A 12,810-nucleotide genomic window follows, 5' to 3' on the forward strand; every position below is an offset into this window, starting at 1 on the left:
CGCCATCATGGCTTTGAAGAACTTCAAGCCGATCACGCCGAGCCTTCGCCAGCTCGTGATCGTCGACCGCAGCGAGCTCTACAAGGGCAAGCCGGTCAAGACCCTGACCGAGGGCAAGAGCTCCTCGGGCGGCCGCAACAACCTCGGCCGCATCACTGTCCGTTTCCGCGGCGGTGGTCACAAGCGCACGCTGCGCCTCGTCGACTTCAAGCGTCGCGGCAAGGCTGGCATCCCGGCGACCGTCGAGCGGATCGAGTACGATCCGAACCGGACCGCATTCATCGCCCTGATCAAGTATCAGGACGGCGAGCAGTCCTACATCCTGGCGCCGCAGCGCCTGGCTGTCGGCGACACCGTCATTGCTGGTGACAACGTCGACGTGAAGCCCGGCAACGCGGCTCCGATGGGCGCTCTGCCGATCGGCACGATCGTCCACAATGTCGAGCTCAAGATCGGCAAGGGTGGCGCTCTGGCCCGCTCTGCCGGCAACTACGCTCAGATCGTCGGCCGCGACCAGGGCTACGTCATCGTCCGCCTGAACTCGGGCGAGCAGCGCCTGATCTCGGGCCTGTGCTACGCCACCGTCGGCGCCGTCTCGAACCCGGATCACATGAACCGGAACGATGGCAAGGCCGGTCGCTCGCGCTGGCTCGGCCGCCGTCCGCATAACCGCGGCGTCTCGATGAACCCGGTCGACCATCCGCACGGCGGTGGTGAAGGCCGTACCTCGGGCGGCCGTCACCCGGTTACGCCCTGGGGTCTGCCGACCAAGGGCAAGAAGACCCGCTCGAACAAGCGGACCGATACGTTCATCGTGTCGAGCCGTCACGCCCGCAAGAAGAAGAACTGAGGTCCGTCATGGCGCGTTCGCTTTGGAAAGGTCCGTTCGTCGACGGATACCTCCTGAAGAAGGCCGAGGTCGCCAGGACCTCGGGCCGTAATGAAGTCATCAAGATCTGGAGCCGCCGCTCCACGATCCTGCCGCAGTTCGTCGGTCTGACGTTCGGCGTGTACAACGGACAGAAGCATGTGCCGGTGTCCGTGTCCGAGGAAATGGTTGGGCACAAGTTCGGCGAGTTCTCGCCGACCCGCACCTTCCACGGCCACGCTGCCGACAAGAAGGCGAAGAGGAAGTAAGCCATGGGTAAAGCATCCGCCCCCCGTGCGCTGCCTGAGAACGAAGCGGTTGCGGTCGCCCGCAACCTGCGCGTCTCGCCGCAGAAGCTGAACCTCGTCGCTCAGCTGATCCGCGGCAAGAAGGTCTCGACGGCGCTCGCCGATCTCGAGTTCTCGCGCAAGCGCATCGCGAACGATGTTCGCAAGTGCCTGCAGAGCGCGATCGCCAACGCCGAGAACAACCATGATCTCGACGTCGACGATCTCGTCGTCGCCAAGGCCTTCGTCGGCAAGGCGCTCGTGATGAAGCGCTTCCACGCCCGCGCCCGCGGCCGTGGCGCCCGTATCATGAAGCCGTTCTCGAACATCACGATCGTGGTGCGCGAGCAGGCTGCGCAGGCCTGAGGAGAGAACGATGGGTCAGAAAATCAATCCGATCGGCCTTCGCCTCGGCATCAATCGCACCTGGGATTCGCGCTGGTTCGCGAACAAGGGCGAATACGGCAAGCTGCTGCATGAGGACATGGCGATCCGCGCCGCCCTGATGAAGCTGCTGAAGCAGGCCGCCGTCTCGAAGATCATCATCGAGCGTCCGCACAAGAAGTGCCGCGTCACCATCCACTCGGCTCGTCCGGGCGTGGTGATCGGCAAGAAGGGTGCCGACATCGAGAAGCTCCGCAAGGAAGTCTCGAAGCTCACCAAGGCCGATGTCACGATCAACATCGTCGAGGTGCGCAAGCCTGAGATCGACGCGACGCTGGTCGCCGACTCGATCGCTCAGCAGCTCGAGCGCCGTGTCGCCTTCCGTCGCGCCATGAAGCGCGCCGTGCAGTCGGCCATGCGTCTGGGCGCCGAGGGCATCCGCATCAACTGCTCGGGCCGTCTCGGCGGCGCCGAGATCGCCCGCCTCGAATGGTATCGCGAGGGGCGCGTGCCGCTGCACACGCTTCGCGCCGATGTCGACTACGGCGTCGCGACGGCCTTCACGACCTACGGGACGTGCGGCATCAAGGTCTGGATCTTCAAGGGCGAGATCCTGGAACACGACCCGATGGCCCAGGACAAGCGCCTCTCCGACGAGGGCGGCCGTTCCGGCGGCCGTGACCGTGATCACCGCGATCGCGATCGTCGCGAGCAGGCTGCGTAAGGCTGATCGAGAAGAGCCATGCTGCAACCAAAACGCACCAAGTTCCGCAAGCAGTTCAAGGGACGCATCTCCGGCGTCGCCAAGGGCGGCACGGACCTCAATTTCGGCCAGTTCGGCCTGAAGGCCCAAGAGCCCGAGCGCGTCACCGCCCGGCAGATCGAGGCGGCCCGCCGCGCGATCACCCGCGCCATGAAGCGCGTCGGCCGCGTCTGGATCCGCGTGTTCCCCGACGTGCCGGTTTCGAAGAAGCCGACCGAAGTCCGCATGGGTAAGGGCAAGGGTTCGCCCGAGTTCTGGGCGGCCAAGGTCAAGCCGGGCCGGATCATGTTCGAGCTCGACGGCGTGTCCGAGGAGATCGCCCGCGAGGCGCTCCGTCTCGGCGCCGCCAAGCTGCCGATCAAGACCCGCTTCATCCAGCGCATCGCCGAGTAAGGGAGGGCGACATGAAAATTACTCAGCGTCAGTCCGACCTGAAGACCATGAGCACGGACCAGCTCCAGGACGAGCTGCTCAAGCTGAAGAAGGAGCAGTTCAACCTGCGCTTCCAGAGGGCGACGGGCCAGCTCGAGAACACCGCGCGCGTCACCCAGGTGCGCAAGGACATCGCCCGCATCAAGACGCTGCAGCGGTCGAAGGCCGTTGCGGCCAGCGCGTGAGGAGAAGATAATGCCTAAGCGCGTGCTCCAGGGCGTCGTCGTCAGCGACAAGCAGAACAAAACTGTTGTGGTTAAGGTCGAGCGGCGTTATACGCACCCGCTCCTCAAGAAGACGGTTCGCCGTACGAAGAACTATCACGCCCATGACGAGGCGGGTTCGTTCAAGGTTGGCGATACGGTGTGGATCGAGGAGTCCAAGCCGATTTCCAAGCTGAAAAGCTGGGTTGTGCTCGAGAACGCCCCCAAGGCGTGAGACGAGACGGCTTTGCCCGGCCCCGAATCGGGGCGGGCAGGGCGCGGCATCGGACCGAAAAGTGGAAACCACTTTTCGGAAATCTCCGATGACCAACCAGACGGATCGCCTGTCCTTGCGTCCAATCGGACGCAGGGCGCGATCCGGGGAAGCCGGACATGTCTCTCCGCAAAGGTGGAAACCACTTTTGCGGATCATGTTTTGTTTTGAGGCCAGGGGGCGATCGACCCCCGTCAGTCGTAGTCCCGAGCAGCGCTGAGGCCGCTCGGGAAACCGCCTGATACACAGATTGGAAGGATCAAGGCCATGATCCAGGTGCAGACGAATCTCGACGTCGCCGATAATTCCGGCGCGCGTCGTGTGATGTGCATCAAGGTTCTCGGCGGGTCGAAGCGCAAGTACGCCGGCGTCGGCGACATCATCGTCGTTTCGATCAAGGAAGCCATTCCGCGCGGTCGCGTGAAGAAGGGCGACGTCATGAAGGCGGTCGTCGTTCGCACCGCCAAGGACGTCAAGCGCGCCGACGGTTCGGTGATCCGCTTCGACCGCAATGCGGCCGTGCTGATCAACAACCAGAAGGAGCCGGTCGGCACGCGTATCTTCGGACCGGTTCCGCGCGAGCTGCGCGCCAAGAACCACATGAAGATCATCTCGCTGGCGCCGGAGGTGCTGTGATGGCTGCCAAGATCAAGAAGGGCGACAAGGTCGTCGTGCTCGCCGGCCGCGACAAGGGCAAGTCGGGCGAAGTGCTGCAGGTTCTGCCGAAGGATGCCCGCGCCGTCGTGCGTGGTGTCAACCTGGTCAAGCGCCACACCAAGCAGTCGCAGACGTCCGAGGGCGGCATCATCTCGAAAGAGGCCACCATCGACCTGTCGAACATCGCTGTGGCCGATCCGAAGGACGGCAAGCCGACCCGCGTTGGTTTCAAGGTGCTCGATGACGGCCGCAAGGTTCGTTTCGCCAAGCGTTCGGGGGATCTGATCGATGGCTGAGGCTCAGCAGGCGGCTCTCTCGCCGCGCATGAAGAAGCATTACGAGGACGTCGTTCGTCCCGCGATGATCAAGGAATTCGGCTACAAGAACGCCATGGAAGTGCCGACGATCGAGAAGATCGTCATCAACATGGGCGTTGGCGAGGCGACGGCCGACCGCAAGAAGGTCGACAACGCCGCGGGCGATCTCGCCCTCATCGCCGGCCAGAAGCCGGTCGTCACCAAGTCCCGTCTGGCCATCGCCGGCTTCAAGCTGCGCGAGAACATGCCGGTGGGCTGCAAGGTCACGCTGCGCAAGACGCGGATGTACGAGTTCGTGGACCGGCTCGTCACCATCGCGCTTCCGCGGGTGCGCGACTTCCGGGGCCTGAACCCGAAGTCGTTCGACGGGCGCGGCAATTTCGCGCTCGGGATCAAGGAGCACATCGTGTTCCCCGAGATCAACTACGACAAGGTCGACCAGGTCCTGGGTATGGACGTGATCGTCTGCACGACTGCGAAGTCGGATGACGAGGCGCGCGCCCTGCTCAAGCACTTCAACTTCCCGTTCCGGCAGTGAACCTAAGCGTTCATACGCGGAAACCAGGAGAGATCGATGGCTAAGAAAAGCTCCGTCGAGACCAACGAGCGCCGCAGGCAGCTGGTGAAGAAGTTCGCCGGCCGCCGGGCTCGTCTGCTCGCAATTGCCAATGACGAAAACCAGCCCATGGACGAGCGTTTTCTCGCTCGCCTGAAGCTGGCCGAACTGCCGCGCAACTCGGCCAAGAACCGCATCCGCAACCGTTGCGAGGTGACGGGTCGTCCGCGCGCTTTCTATCGCAAGCTCAAGATGTCGCGTGTCGCGCTGCGTGAGCTCGGCAACAAGGGGCTGGTTCCCGGCCTCGTGAAGTCGAGCTGGTAAGGAGGACAGGACAATGGCAGTCATTGATCCGCTCGGCGATATGCTGACTCGCATCCGCAATGCGCAGATGCGTCGCAAGTCCCGCGTTTCCACCCCCGGCTCGAAGCTGCGCGCTCGCGTGCTCGATGTGCTTCAGTCCGAGGGCTACATCCGCGGCTACAGCCAGACCGAGTTCGGCAACGGCCGGACCGAGTTCGACATCGAGCTGAAGTATCACGAGGGCCAGCCGGTCATCCGGTCGATCTCGCGTGTTTCGAAGCCCGGCCGCCGCGTCTACTCGTCGGTCGAGACCATGCCGCGCGTGGCCGATGGCCTCGGCGTGACGATCGTCTCGACGCCGCGTGGCGTGATGGCCGATCATGTGGCCCGCGAGCAGAACGTGGGCGGCGAAGTGCTCTGCAAGGTCTTCTGACCTAGCAGCGCGCCGCTCATCTTCAGGAGAAATCCAATGTCTCGTATCGGTAAGAAGCCGGTTTCGGTTCCCGCAGGCGTCACCGCCACGGTCACCGGCCAGCTCGTCAAGATCAAGGGCTCGAAGGGCGAGCTCTCCTTCGAGGTGCCCGAGGACGTCTCGGTCGCCATGGAGAACGGCGCGATCGCGGTGCAGCCGCGTTCGCAGTCGAAGCGCGCCCGCGCGCTGTGGGGCACCTCGCGCGCCCGCATCAACAACCTCGTCGTCGGCACCACTGCCGGCTTCGAGAAGCGCCTCGAGATCAACGGCGTCGGCTACAAGGCCGCCGTCGCTGGCAAGGTGCTGAAGCTGTCGCTCGGCTACAGCCACGACATCGACTATGAAATCCCGGCCGGTGTCGCGATCACGACGCCGAAGCCGACGGAGATCGTCGTCGCCGGCATCGACAAGCAGGTCGTCGGCCAGACCGCCGCGGAGATCCGCGACTATCGTGGCCCCGAGCCCTACAAGGGCAAGGGCGTCAAGTACGCCGGCGAGTTCATCTTCCGCAAGGAAGGCAAGAAGAAGTAAGGACGCCAGCCATGAGCAAGCAGAACGATGTGACTGCGCGCCGCAAGGCCCGCGTCCGCCGCGCGATCAAGGCGGTTGCCAATGGTCGCCCGCGCCTCTCGGTGCACCGCACCGGCAAGCAGATCTACGCCCAGGTCATCGACGACGTGAACGGGGTCACCCTCGCTTCGGCCTCGTCGCTCGACAAGGACGTGCGCGCCCAGATCAAGTCCGGTGCCAATGTCGAGGCGGCCGGCCAGATCGGCAAGATCGTCGCCGAGCGCGCGGTCAAGGCCGGCGTGACGGAAGTGGTCTTCGACCGTGGTCCCTACATGTACCACGGCCGCGTCAAGGCGCTGGCCGAGGCGGCCCGCGAGGGCGGCCTCAGCTTCTGAGGTTTTCGGGTTTCGCCCGGCCCGGCGTTCGCGCCGGCCGGGCGGCATCCGTTTTCAGGCTTCCCCGCGCAATGAGGCACGGGGTTAGGCTCGAGCGAGCGGCGGGGCTTCGACCCTCGTCCGCGCAAGTAAGAGGACATGACACATGGCTAGAGAGCCGCGTGAGCGTCGGGATAGCGAAGAGCGCGATTCCGAATTCGTGGACAAGCTCGTCCACATCAACCGCGTCGCCAAGGTGGTGAAGGGTGGTCGTCGCTTCGGCTTCGCCGCGCTCGTCGTCGTCGGCGACCAGAAGGGCCGCGTCGGCTTCGGCCACGGCAAGGCCCGCGAAGTTCCCGAGGCGATCCGCAAGGCGACGGAAGCCGCCAAGCGCGGCCTCGTCCGCATCCCGCTGCGCGAGGGCCGTACCCTCCATCACGACGTGCAGGGCCGCCACGGCGCCGGCAAGGTCGTGCTGCGCGCGGCTCCGGCCGGTACCGGCATCATCGCCGGCGGCCCGATGCGCGCCGTCTTCGAGGCGGTCGGCATGCAGGACGTCGTGTCGAAGTCGCTCGGCTCCTCGAACCCGTACAACCTCGTGCGCGCCACTTTCGACGCGCTGAAGAACGAGGACAGCCCGCGTTCGGTCGCGGCCCGTCGTTCGCTCAAGGTTTCGGCCCTGCAGACCCGTCGCCGCGATGCCGGCACGGATGCGGCTGCGGAAGCGTGAGGAGGGATTCATGGCAAAGGCTGAGAAGACCCTCATCGTCGAGCAGATCGGTTCCCCGATCCGCCGCGACGCCACCCAGCGCCAGACCCTCATCGGTCTCGGCCTGAACAAGATCCGCCGCCGCTCGACCCTCCAGGACACCCCCGCGGTGCGTGGCATGGTCGAGAAGGTCAAGCACCTCGTGCGCGTCGTCGACGCGAAGTGAGGAGGGCGACACCATGAAACTCAACGAGATTCGTGACAACGAAGGCGCTCTCAAGCAGCGCATCCGCGTCGGCCGTGGTATCGGCTCCGGCAAGGGCAAGACCGGTGGCCGTGGCGTCAAGGGTCAGACCTCGCGCGCCGGCGTCGCCATCAAGGGCTTCGAAGGCGGCCAGATGCCGCTCTACCGCCGCCTGCCGAAGCGTGGCTTCAACAACCTGTTCGCCAAGGATCTGAACGAGGTGAACCTCGGCCGCATCCAGCAGGCCGTGGAAGCCGGCAAGCTCGATGCCAAGGGCGCTGTCACCATCGAGGCGCTCGTCGCCGCCGGCGTCATCACCCGCCAGGCCAAGGACGGCGTGAAGATTCTCGGCGTCGGCGAGCTCAAGACCAAGCTCGCTTTCGAGGTGGCTGGCGCGTCGAAGTCGGCGGTCGCTGCGATCGAGAAGGCCGGCGGCACGGTCAAGATTCTGGCTGCCGCTTCACAGGCGTGATCCGCGAGCAGGATGCGAAAAAGTGGGAACCGGTTTTTCGCATGAATCCTGCTCTCGACTTTTTTTGAGAGACGGATTCAGCTTCCAGATGGAAACGCTTTGCGCTTCCATCTGGAACCATCCGGCTCTCGCGCCTACATGACGTTTGCGAACGGCGGCCGGGCCAACGCCCAGGCCGCCGTTCGACTGTTTGACGCAAGGCACGAGACCCGAAGTCGCACCGCGCGCGCGGCCGGGATGTGCTTCAATGACTGACTTGAGACCCAAGGACCGGACGCATGGCATCGGCGGCTGAACAGCTTGCGGCAAACCTCAATTTCGGGGCCTTCGCCAAGGCGGACGAACTCAAGAAGCGAATCTGGTTCACGCTGGGCGCGCTGGTCGTCTACCGGCTGGGTACCTATATCCCGCTGCCGGGCATGAACCCCGACGCAGTCGCCGACCTGTTCCGCCAGTCGCAGAGCGGCGTACTCGGCATGTTCAACATGTTCTCGGGCGGCGCCGTCGGCCGTCTCGCCATCTTCGCGTTGGCGATCATGCCGTACATCTCGGCCTCGATCATCGTGCAGCTCCTGTCCAGCGTCATCCCGAGCTTCGAGGCGCTGAAGAAGGAAGGCGAGCAGGGCCGCAAGACCCTCAACCAGTACACCCGCTACCTGACGCTGGTGCTGGCCGTGTTCCAGGCCTATGCGATCGGCGTCGGCCTGCAGGGCTCAGGCAACCTCGTCCTCGAGCCGGGGCCGTTCTTCCTGCTCTCGACCACGGTCACGCTCGTCGGCGGCACCATGTTCCTGCTCTGGCTGGGCGAGCAGATCACCAGCCGGGGTATCGGCAACGGCACCTCGATGATCATTTTTGGTGGCATCATCGCCGAATTCCCGTCGCAGCTCGCCCAGACCCTCGAACTCGGTCGCCAGGGCGCGATCTCGACCGGGCTGCTGCTCGGCATCCTGGTGATGGCGGTCTGCGTCATCGCCTTCTGCGTGTTCATGGAGCGCGCGCAGCGCCGCCTGCTGATCAACTATCCGAAGCGCCAGGTCGGCAACCGCATGTATGAGGGCCAGACCTCGTTCCTGCCGCTGAAGCTGAACACCTCGGGCGTGATCCCGCCGATCTTCGCCTCGTCGCTGCTGCTGCTGCCGACGACGATCGCCAGCTTCTCGCAAGCCTCCGGCGGCACCGGCATCGTGTCGATCATCTCGACCTATCTCGCCCATGGCCGGCCGCTGTTCATGGTGCTCTACGCGGCGCTGATCATCTTCTTCTGCTTCTTCTACACCGCGATCGTGTTCAATCCGGTGGAAACGGCGGACAACCTCAAGAAGCATGGCGGCTTCATGCCGGGCATCCGCCCCGGCGAGCGCACCGCCGAGCATATCGACCGCATCCTCACCCGCATCACCGTTCTCGGCGCCGGCTATCTGACGATCGTCTGCCTTATCCCCGAGTTCATGATCACCTATGCTCAGATCCCGATCATCCTGCTGGGCGGCACCTCGCTGCTCATCGTGGTGACGACTACGATGGACACCGTGGCGCAGATCCACGGACACCTGCTGGCCCATCAGTACGAGGGGCTGGTCAAGAAGGCCAAATTGCGAGGAGCGAGGCGCTAAGATGCGGTTGATTTTCCTGGGGCCGCCGGGGGCGGGCAAGGGCACTCAGGCGGCGCGCATCGTCGCGAAGCACGGCATTCCTCAACTCTCCACCGGCGACATGCTCCGGGCGGCGGTTGCCGCCGCCACGCCGGTGGGCCTGAAGGCCAAGGCGGTGATGGATGCCGGCCAGCTGGTCTCGGACGAGATCGTGATCGGCATCGTCGCCGACCGCATCGAGGAGCCGGACGCGAGGAAGGGCTTCATCCTCGACGGCTTCCCGCGCACACTGGCGCAGGCCGAGGCTCTCGACCGGATGCTCGAGGGCAAGGGGCTGAAGCTCGACGCCGTGCTCGAGCTCAAGGTCGACCAGAGCAAGCTGGTGGATCGTATCGTCCGCCGTGCCGAAGAGGCGAAGGCGGCCGGTCAGCCGGTCCGCAAGGACGATGATCCAGAGGTCTTCAAGACCCGGCTCGAAGCCTACAACCGCGACACGGCGATCGTCGCTCCTTATTATGAGAAGCGTGGTCAGCTGACGGCGATCGACGGCATGCAGCCGATCGACAGCGTCTCGGAAGCGATTGCGAACGCGCTGTCGGTGGCGGCCCAGGGCTGATCCGCGAGCAGCGAAGAGAAGTTCGAACCCGGATGGGCGATGGCCCGTCCGGGTTTTTGATTCCGGTGCGTTTTTGGGCGCCTGCCTTTGCCTTTTCTCGCTTCGCCTGTGCGTTGACAGGGTCACCCCGGGCGGATGTGCTGGGCTCAAGCCGCGCAAAGCGGTGTGAAGCGCCCGTTGACCGGGAGGCGAAGCGACTTTCCGGTCCGGTGCAGGACAGGGAGCAGGCGCATGACGAGATGGGGTGCATTGCTGTTCGCGAGTACGCTGGCGCTGATGCCGGCGGCGGCGCGGGCGCAGGATGCCGTCAAGATCGGCATCCTCAACGACCAGTCGGGGAACTATGCCGAGTTCGGCGGCCTCGGCTCGGTCGAGGCAGCGAAGCTGGCGATCGAGGATTTCGGCGGCTCCGTGCTCGGCAAGCCGATCGAGATCGTCGCGGCGGATCATCAGAACAAGCCCGACATCGCGGCCGGCCTGGCGCGGCGGTGGTATGATGTCGACGGCGTGACCGCGATCGCGGACCTGACTAATTCGGCGGTCGCGCTTGCCGTCGCCGGCATTGCCAAGGAACGACAGAAGGTCGCGCTCTATAACGGCCCGGCGACGACGCGGCTGTTCAACGAGGATTGCTCGCCGACCGGCTTCATGTGGACCTTCGACACGGCGACCTCGGCCAAGGGCACGGCTCTGTCCATCCTGCGCGAAGGCGGCAACAGCTGGTACATCATTGCCGCTGACTACGCCTTCGGCCATCAGCTCACCACGGACATCGAGGCGATCGTCGCGGCCAATGGCGGCAAGACGCTGGGAACGGTGCGCGCGCCGCTGTCGACGCCGGATTTCTCCTCTTTCCTGCTGCAGGCGCAGGCGTCGAAGGCCAAGATCGTCGCCTTCGCCAATGCCGGCACGGATACGATCAACTCGATCAAGCAGGCGGGCGAGTTCGGTCTCGTCGATGGCGGCCAGAAGCTCGCCGCCATGGTCGTGGTGCTGAGCGACGTCCACGGCCTTGGTCTCGACAAGGCCAAGGGGCTGATCACGACGACCGCCTATTACCATGACGCCGACAAGCCGAGCCGCGCCTTCGCCGACCGCTATATGGCGCGGACGAAGAAGATGCCCGGCATGATCCAGGCGAGCGTCTATTCCTCGGTGCTGCACTATCTCAAGGCCGTGAAGGCGGCGGGCACGGCTGCCGGCCCCGCGGTCGCGGCCAAGATGAAGGAGCTGCCGGTCGAGGATTTCTACGCGCCGGGCGCGAAGATCCGCGAGGACGGCCGGCTGATGAACGACATGCTGCTGGTCGAGGTGAAGGCGCCGGCCGCTTCGAAGGCGCCGTGGGACTACTACAAGGTCGTCCGCAAGATCCCGGCGGCCGAGATCATTCCGCCGCTTTCGGAGAGCAAGTGCAACCTGGTGAAGAAGTAGGGCGTATGCACCAGAAGGCGCGTCATTCCGGGCGGAGCGAAGCGTAGACCCGGAATCCATCATAGAGCCTCCCGCCCTTCGATGGATTCCGGATCGGCGCGGCTTCGCCGCTTGTCCGGAATGACGGCGCCCTCATATGGCAGCGTCGGCTACCGCCTTGACCGGCCAGCGCTTCGACCAGCCATAGCAGCCTTGGCATGTTTCTTGGTTGCGACGGGTTGACTCGGGACGGACAACCCGTTAACGAGCCGCCATCCGGTTTCATGCGAGCGATGCCGTTGCCTTCGCGAGAAGGGACGACGTCGCATTATCGCGTGGAGCCGTTCAACGTCCTGCATGAGCCGGCCTCCACCGGACGCAGGATTTTTCCCACCGCCGGGGTGCCATCGGGTGCTTCGGCCGACATGGAGATGAGACCATGGCTCGTATCGCGGGCGTCAACATTCCCACCGGCAAGCGCGTCGTCATCGGCCTGCAGTACATCCACGGCATTGGCGCGGCCAAGGCCCAGGAGATCGTCGAGAAGGTCGGCATCGCGCCCGAGCGCCGCGTCAACCAGCTGACCGACGCCGAAGTCCTGCAGATCCGCGAGACGATCGACCGCGACTATCTCGTCGAGGGCGATCTGCGCCGCGAAGTCTCGATGAACATCAAGCGCCTGATGGACCTCGGCTGCTATCGCGGCCTGCGCCATCGCCGCTCGCTGCCGGTCCGCGGCCAGCGCACGCACACCAACGCCCGTACCCGCAAGGGCAAGGCGAAGCCGATCGCCGGCAAGAAGAAGTGATTTCGGCGGGCCGGTAATCCGGCCCGCTGTCTATACGCCGGCCGGCTCGCTCACAGGCCGCCGGCATCCCCAGCGCCTGGCATGACGGGCGCGCCTGAAGGATGGAAGAAGAGATATGGCTAAGGAAGCCCAGCGCGTCCGTCGTCGCGAACGCAAGAACATCGTCTCCGGCGTCGCGCATGTGAACGCCTCGTTCAACAACACCATGATCACCATCACCGACGCGCAGGGCAACACGATCTCGTGGTCGTCGGCCGGCACGATGGGCTTCAAGGGCTCGCGCAAGTCGACCCCCTATGCCGCCCAGGTCGCCGCTGAGGACGCTGCCCGCAAGGCTGCCGAGCACGGCATGCGCACCCTCGAGGTCGAGGTGACGGGTCCGGGTTCGGGCCGCGAGTCGGCGCTGCGTGCGCTGCAGGCCGCGGGCTTCACCGTGACCTCGATCCGCGACGTCACGCCGATCCCGCACAATGGCTGCCGTCCGCGCAAGCGCCGTCGCGTCTGACGTCTGACCATTGCATGAGGCGCTCGCAGGGGCGGGCGCCTGTCCGGGGCG

Annotated in this window: 22 protein-coding genes; all 22 read left to right on the forward strand. The window is 65.0% G+C overall.

The features are described 5' to 3' along the window. Positions 1-7: 7 nt before the first annotated feature. Positions 8-850 carry a 50S ribosomal protein L2 gene (gene rplB / locus FQV39_RS01240; RefSeq protein WP_149128652.1) on the forward strand — a complete coding sequence of 281 codons (843 nt, stop codon included), beginning with the start codon at positions 8-10 and terminating at the stop codon, positions 848-850. 8 nt (positions 851-858) lie between these two features. Then, positions 859-1,137 (forward strand): 30S ribosomal protein S19, encoded by a 279-nt coding sequence (gene rpsS / locus FQV39_RS01245; protein WP_055730182.1) that lies wholly within the window; start codon positions 859-861, stop codon positions 1,135-1,137. Between the two features lie 3 nt (positions 1,138-1,140). After that, on the forward strand, positions 1,141-1,521 hold the full coding sequence (gene rplV / locus FQV39_RS01250) for a 50S ribosomal protein L22 (protein WP_149128653.1): 381 nt from the start codon (positions 1,141-1,143) through the stop codon (positions 1,519-1,521). A gap of 10 nt (positions 1,522-1,531) precedes the next feature. Then, on the forward strand, positions 1,532-2,263 hold the full coding sequence (rpsC, locus tag FQV39_RS01255) for a 30S ribosomal protein S3 (RefSeq protein ID WP_149128654.1): 732 nt from the start codon (positions 1,532-1,534) through the stop codon (positions 2,261-2,263). Positions 2,264-2,281: 18 nt separating this feature from the next. Beyond that, positions 2,282-2,695 carry a 50S ribosomal protein L16 gene (gene rplP, locus FQV39_RS01260; protein WP_112581124.1) on the forward strand — a complete coding sequence of 138 codons (414 nt, stop codon included), beginning with the start codon at positions 2,282-2,284 and terminating at the stop codon, positions 2,693-2,695. Between the two features lie 11 nt (positions 2,696-2,706). Continuing rightward, the gene (gene rpmC, locus FQV39_RS01265) at positions 2,707-2,919 is read left to right on the forward strand and encodes a 50S ribosomal protein L29 (protein ID WP_149128655.1); all 213 of its coding nucleotides are present in this window, start codon (positions 2,707-2,709) and stop codon (positions 2,917-2,919) included. 10 nt (positions 2,920-2,929) lie between these two features. Further along, positions 2,930-3,172, forward strand: coding sequence for a 30S ribosomal protein S17 (rpsQ, locus tag FQV39_RS01270; protein ID WP_149128656.1), 243 nt, complete (start codon positions 2,930-2,932; stop codon positions 3,170-3,172). A gap of 306 nt (positions 3,173-3,478) precedes the next feature. Next, positions 3,479-3,847, forward strand: coding sequence for a 50S ribosomal protein L14 (rplN, locus tag FQV39_RS01275; RefSeq protein WP_055730187.1), 369 nt, complete (start codon positions 3,479-3,481; stop codon positions 3,845-3,847). Beyond that, complete coding sequence (gene rplX / locus FQV39_RS01280) at positions 3,847-4,164, forward strand: 50S ribosomal protein L24 (protein ID WP_149128657.1); 318 nt, start codon at positions 3,847-3,849, stop codon at positions 4,162-4,164. Before rplN ends, rplX begins: the two co-directional genes overlap by 1 nt. Then, entirely contained in the window at positions 4,157-4,723 is a 567-nt protein-coding gene (gene rplE, locus FQV39_RS01285) for a 50S ribosomal protein L5 (RefSeq protein ID WP_149128658.1), read from the forward strand. Before rplX ends, rplE begins: the two co-directional genes overlap by 8 nt. Positions 4,724-4,759: 36 nt before the next feature. Further along, the gene (gene rpsN, locus FQV39_RS01290) at positions 4,760-5,065 is read left to right on the forward strand and encodes a 30S ribosomal protein S14 (protein WP_149128659.1); all 306 of its coding nucleotides are present in this window, start codon (positions 4,760-4,762) and stop codon (positions 5,063-5,065) included. 13 nt (positions 5,066-5,078) lie between these two features. Further along, positions 5,079-5,477 carry a 30S ribosomal protein S8 gene (rpsH, locus tag FQV39_RS01295; protein WP_055730190.1) on the forward strand — a complete coding sequence of 133 codons (399 nt, stop codon included), beginning with the start codon at positions 5,079-5,081 and terminating at the stop codon, positions 5,475-5,477. A 36-nt stretch (positions 5,478-5,513) separates the two neighbouring features. Further along, the gene (rplF, locus tag FQV39_RS01300; protein ID WP_149128660.1) at positions 5,514-6,047 is read left to right on the forward strand and encodes a 50S ribosomal protein L6; all 534 of its coding nucleotides are present in this window, start codon (positions 5,514-5,516) and stop codon (positions 6,045-6,047) included. Between the two features lie 11 nt (positions 6,048-6,058). After that, positions 6,059-6,421, forward strand: a complete 363-nt coding sequence (rplR, locus tag FQV39_RS01305; RefSeq protein WP_149128661.1) for a 50S ribosomal protein L18 — start codon at positions 6,059-6,061, stop codon at positions 6,419-6,421. 145 nt (positions 6,422-6,566) lie between these two features. Continuing rightward, entirely contained in the window at positions 6,567-7,130 is a 564-nt protein-coding gene (rpsE, locus tag FQV39_RS01310; protein ID WP_055730193.1) for a 30S ribosomal protein S5, read from the forward strand. Between the two features lie 10 nt (positions 7,131-7,140). After that, the gene (rpmD, locus tag FQV39_RS01315; RefSeq protein WP_149128662.1) at positions 7,141-7,335 is read left to right on the forward strand and encodes a 50S ribosomal protein L30; all 195 of its coding nucleotides are present in this window, start codon (positions 7,141-7,143) and stop codon (positions 7,333-7,335) included. Between the two features lie 13 nt (positions 7,336-7,348). Next, positions 7,349-7,825, forward strand: coding sequence for a 50S ribosomal protein L15 (gene rplO, locus FQV39_RS01320; RefSeq protein ID WP_149128663.1), 477 nt, complete (start codon positions 7,349-7,351; stop codon positions 7,823-7,825). Between the two features lie 278 nt (positions 7,826-8,103). Beyond that, positions 8,104-9,441: a preprotein translocase subunit SecY gene (gene secY, locus FQV39_RS01325; protein ID WP_149128664.1), complete on the forward strand. Its 1,338-nt coding sequence runs from the start codon at positions 8,104-8,106 to the stop codon at positions 9,439-9,441. Between the two features lies 1 nt (position 9,442). Further along, entirely contained in the window at positions 9,443-10,036 is a 594-nt protein-coding gene (locus tag FQV39_RS01330; RefSeq protein WP_149128665.1) for an adenylate kinase, read from the forward strand. 231 nt (positions 10,037-10,267) lie between these two features. Beyond that, positions 10,268-11,467, forward strand: a complete 1,200-nt coding sequence (locus FQV39_RS01335; protein WP_149128666.1) for an ABC transporter substrate-binding protein — start codon at positions 10,268-10,270, stop codon at positions 11,465-11,467. A gap of 418 nt (positions 11,468-11,885) precedes the next feature. Continuing rightward, on the forward strand, positions 11,886-12,254 hold the full coding sequence (gene rpsM, locus FQV39_RS01340) for a 30S ribosomal protein S13 (protein ID WP_112581136.1): 369 nt from the start codon (positions 11,886-11,888) through the stop codon (positions 12,252-12,254). Between the two features lie 115 nt (positions 12,255-12,369). Further along, a complete protein-coding gene (gene rpsK, locus FQV39_RS01345; protein WP_043237079.1) occupies positions 12,370-12,759 on the forward strand; it encodes a 30S ribosomal protein S11 in 390 nt (129 codons plus the stop codon). Positions 12,760-12,810: the final 51 nt, after the last annotated feature.

This window comes from Bosea sp. F3-2 (assembly GCF_008253865.1).
In the GTDB taxonomy this organism is placed as follows: domain Bacteria; phylum Pseudomonadota; class Alphaproteobacteria; order Rhizobiales; family Beijerinckiaceae; genus Allobosea.

Coding starts and splice junctions, on each gene's coding strand:
- rplB (WP_149128652.1), top strand. CDS start 8: ATGGCTTTGAAGAACTTCAAGCCGATCACGCCGAGCCTTCGCCAGCTC.
- rpsS (WP_055730182.1), top strand. CDS start 859: ATGGCGCGTTCGCTTTGGAAAGGTCCGTTCGTCGACGGATACCTCCTG.
- rplV (WP_149128653.1), top strand. CDS start 1,141: ATGGGTAAAGCATCCGCCCCCCGTGCGCTGCCTGAGAACGAAGCGGTT.
- rpsC (WP_149128654.1), top strand. CDS start 1,532: ATGGGTCAGAAAATCAATCCGATCGGCCTTCGCCTCGGCATCAATCGC.
- rplP (WP_112581124.1), top strand. CDS start 2,282: ATGCTGCAACCAAAACGCACCAAGTTCCGCAAGCAGTTCAAGGGACGC.
- rpmC (WP_149128655.1), top strand. CDS start 2,707: ATGAAAATTACTCAGCGTCAGTCCGACCTGAAGACCATGAGCACGGAC.
- rpsQ (WP_149128656.1), top strand. CDS start 2,930: ATGCCTAAGCGCGTGCTCCAGGGCGTCGTCGTCAGCGACAAGCAGAAC.
- rplN (WP_055730187.1), top strand. CDS start 3,479: ATGATCCAGGTGCAGACGAATCTCGACGTCGCCGATAATTCCGGCGCG.
- rplX (WP_149128657.1), top strand. CDS start 3,847: ATGGCTGCCAAGATCAAGAAGGGCGACAAGGTCGTCGTGCTCGCCGGC.
- rplE (WP_149128658.1), top strand. CDS start 4,157: ATGGCTGAGGCTCAGCAGGCGGCTCTCTCGCCGCGCATGAAGAAGCAT.
- rpsN (WP_149128659.1), top strand. CDS start 4,760: ATGGCTAAGAAAAGCTCCGTCGAGACCAACGAGCGCCGCAGGCAGCTG.
- rpsH (WP_055730190.1), top strand. CDS start 5,079: ATGGCAGTCATTGATCCGCTCGGCGATATGCTGACTCGCATCCGCAAT.
- rplF (WP_149128660.1), top strand. CDS start 5,514: ATGTCTCGTATCGGTAAGAAGCCGGTTTCGGTTCCCGCAGGCGTCACC.
- rplR (WP_149128661.1), top strand. CDS start 6,059: ATGAGCAAGCAGAACGATGTGACTGCGCGCCGCAAGGCCCGCGTCCGC.
- rpsE (WP_055730193.1), top strand. CDS start 6,567: ATGGCTAGAGAGCCGCGTGAGCGTCGGGATAGCGAAGAGCGCGATTCC.
- rpmD (WP_149128662.1), top strand. CDS start 7,141: ATGGCAAAGGCTGAGAAGACCCTCATCGTCGAGCAGATCGGTTCCCCG.
- rplO (WP_149128663.1), top strand. CDS start 7,349: ATGAAACTCAACGAGATTCGTGACAACGAAGGCGCTCTCAAGCAGCGC.
- secY (WP_149128664.1), top strand. CDS start 8,104: ATGGCATCGGCGGCTGAACAGCTTGCGGCAAACCTCAATTTCGGGGCC.
- FQV39_RS01330 (WP_149128665.1), top strand. CDS start 9,443: ATGCGGTTGATTTTCCTGGGGCCGCCGGGGGCGGGCAAGGGCACTCAG.
- FQV39_RS01335 (WP_149128666.1), top strand. CDS start 10,268: ATGACGAGATGGGGTGCATTGCTGTTCGCGAGTACGCTGGCGCTGATG.
- rpsM (WP_112581136.1), top strand. CDS start 11,886: ATGGCTCGTATCGCGGGCGTCAACATTCCCACCGGCAAGCGCGTCGTC.
- rpsK (WP_043237079.1), top strand. CDS start 12,370: ATGGCTAAGGAAGCCCAGCGCGTCCGTCGTCGCGAACGCAAGAACATC.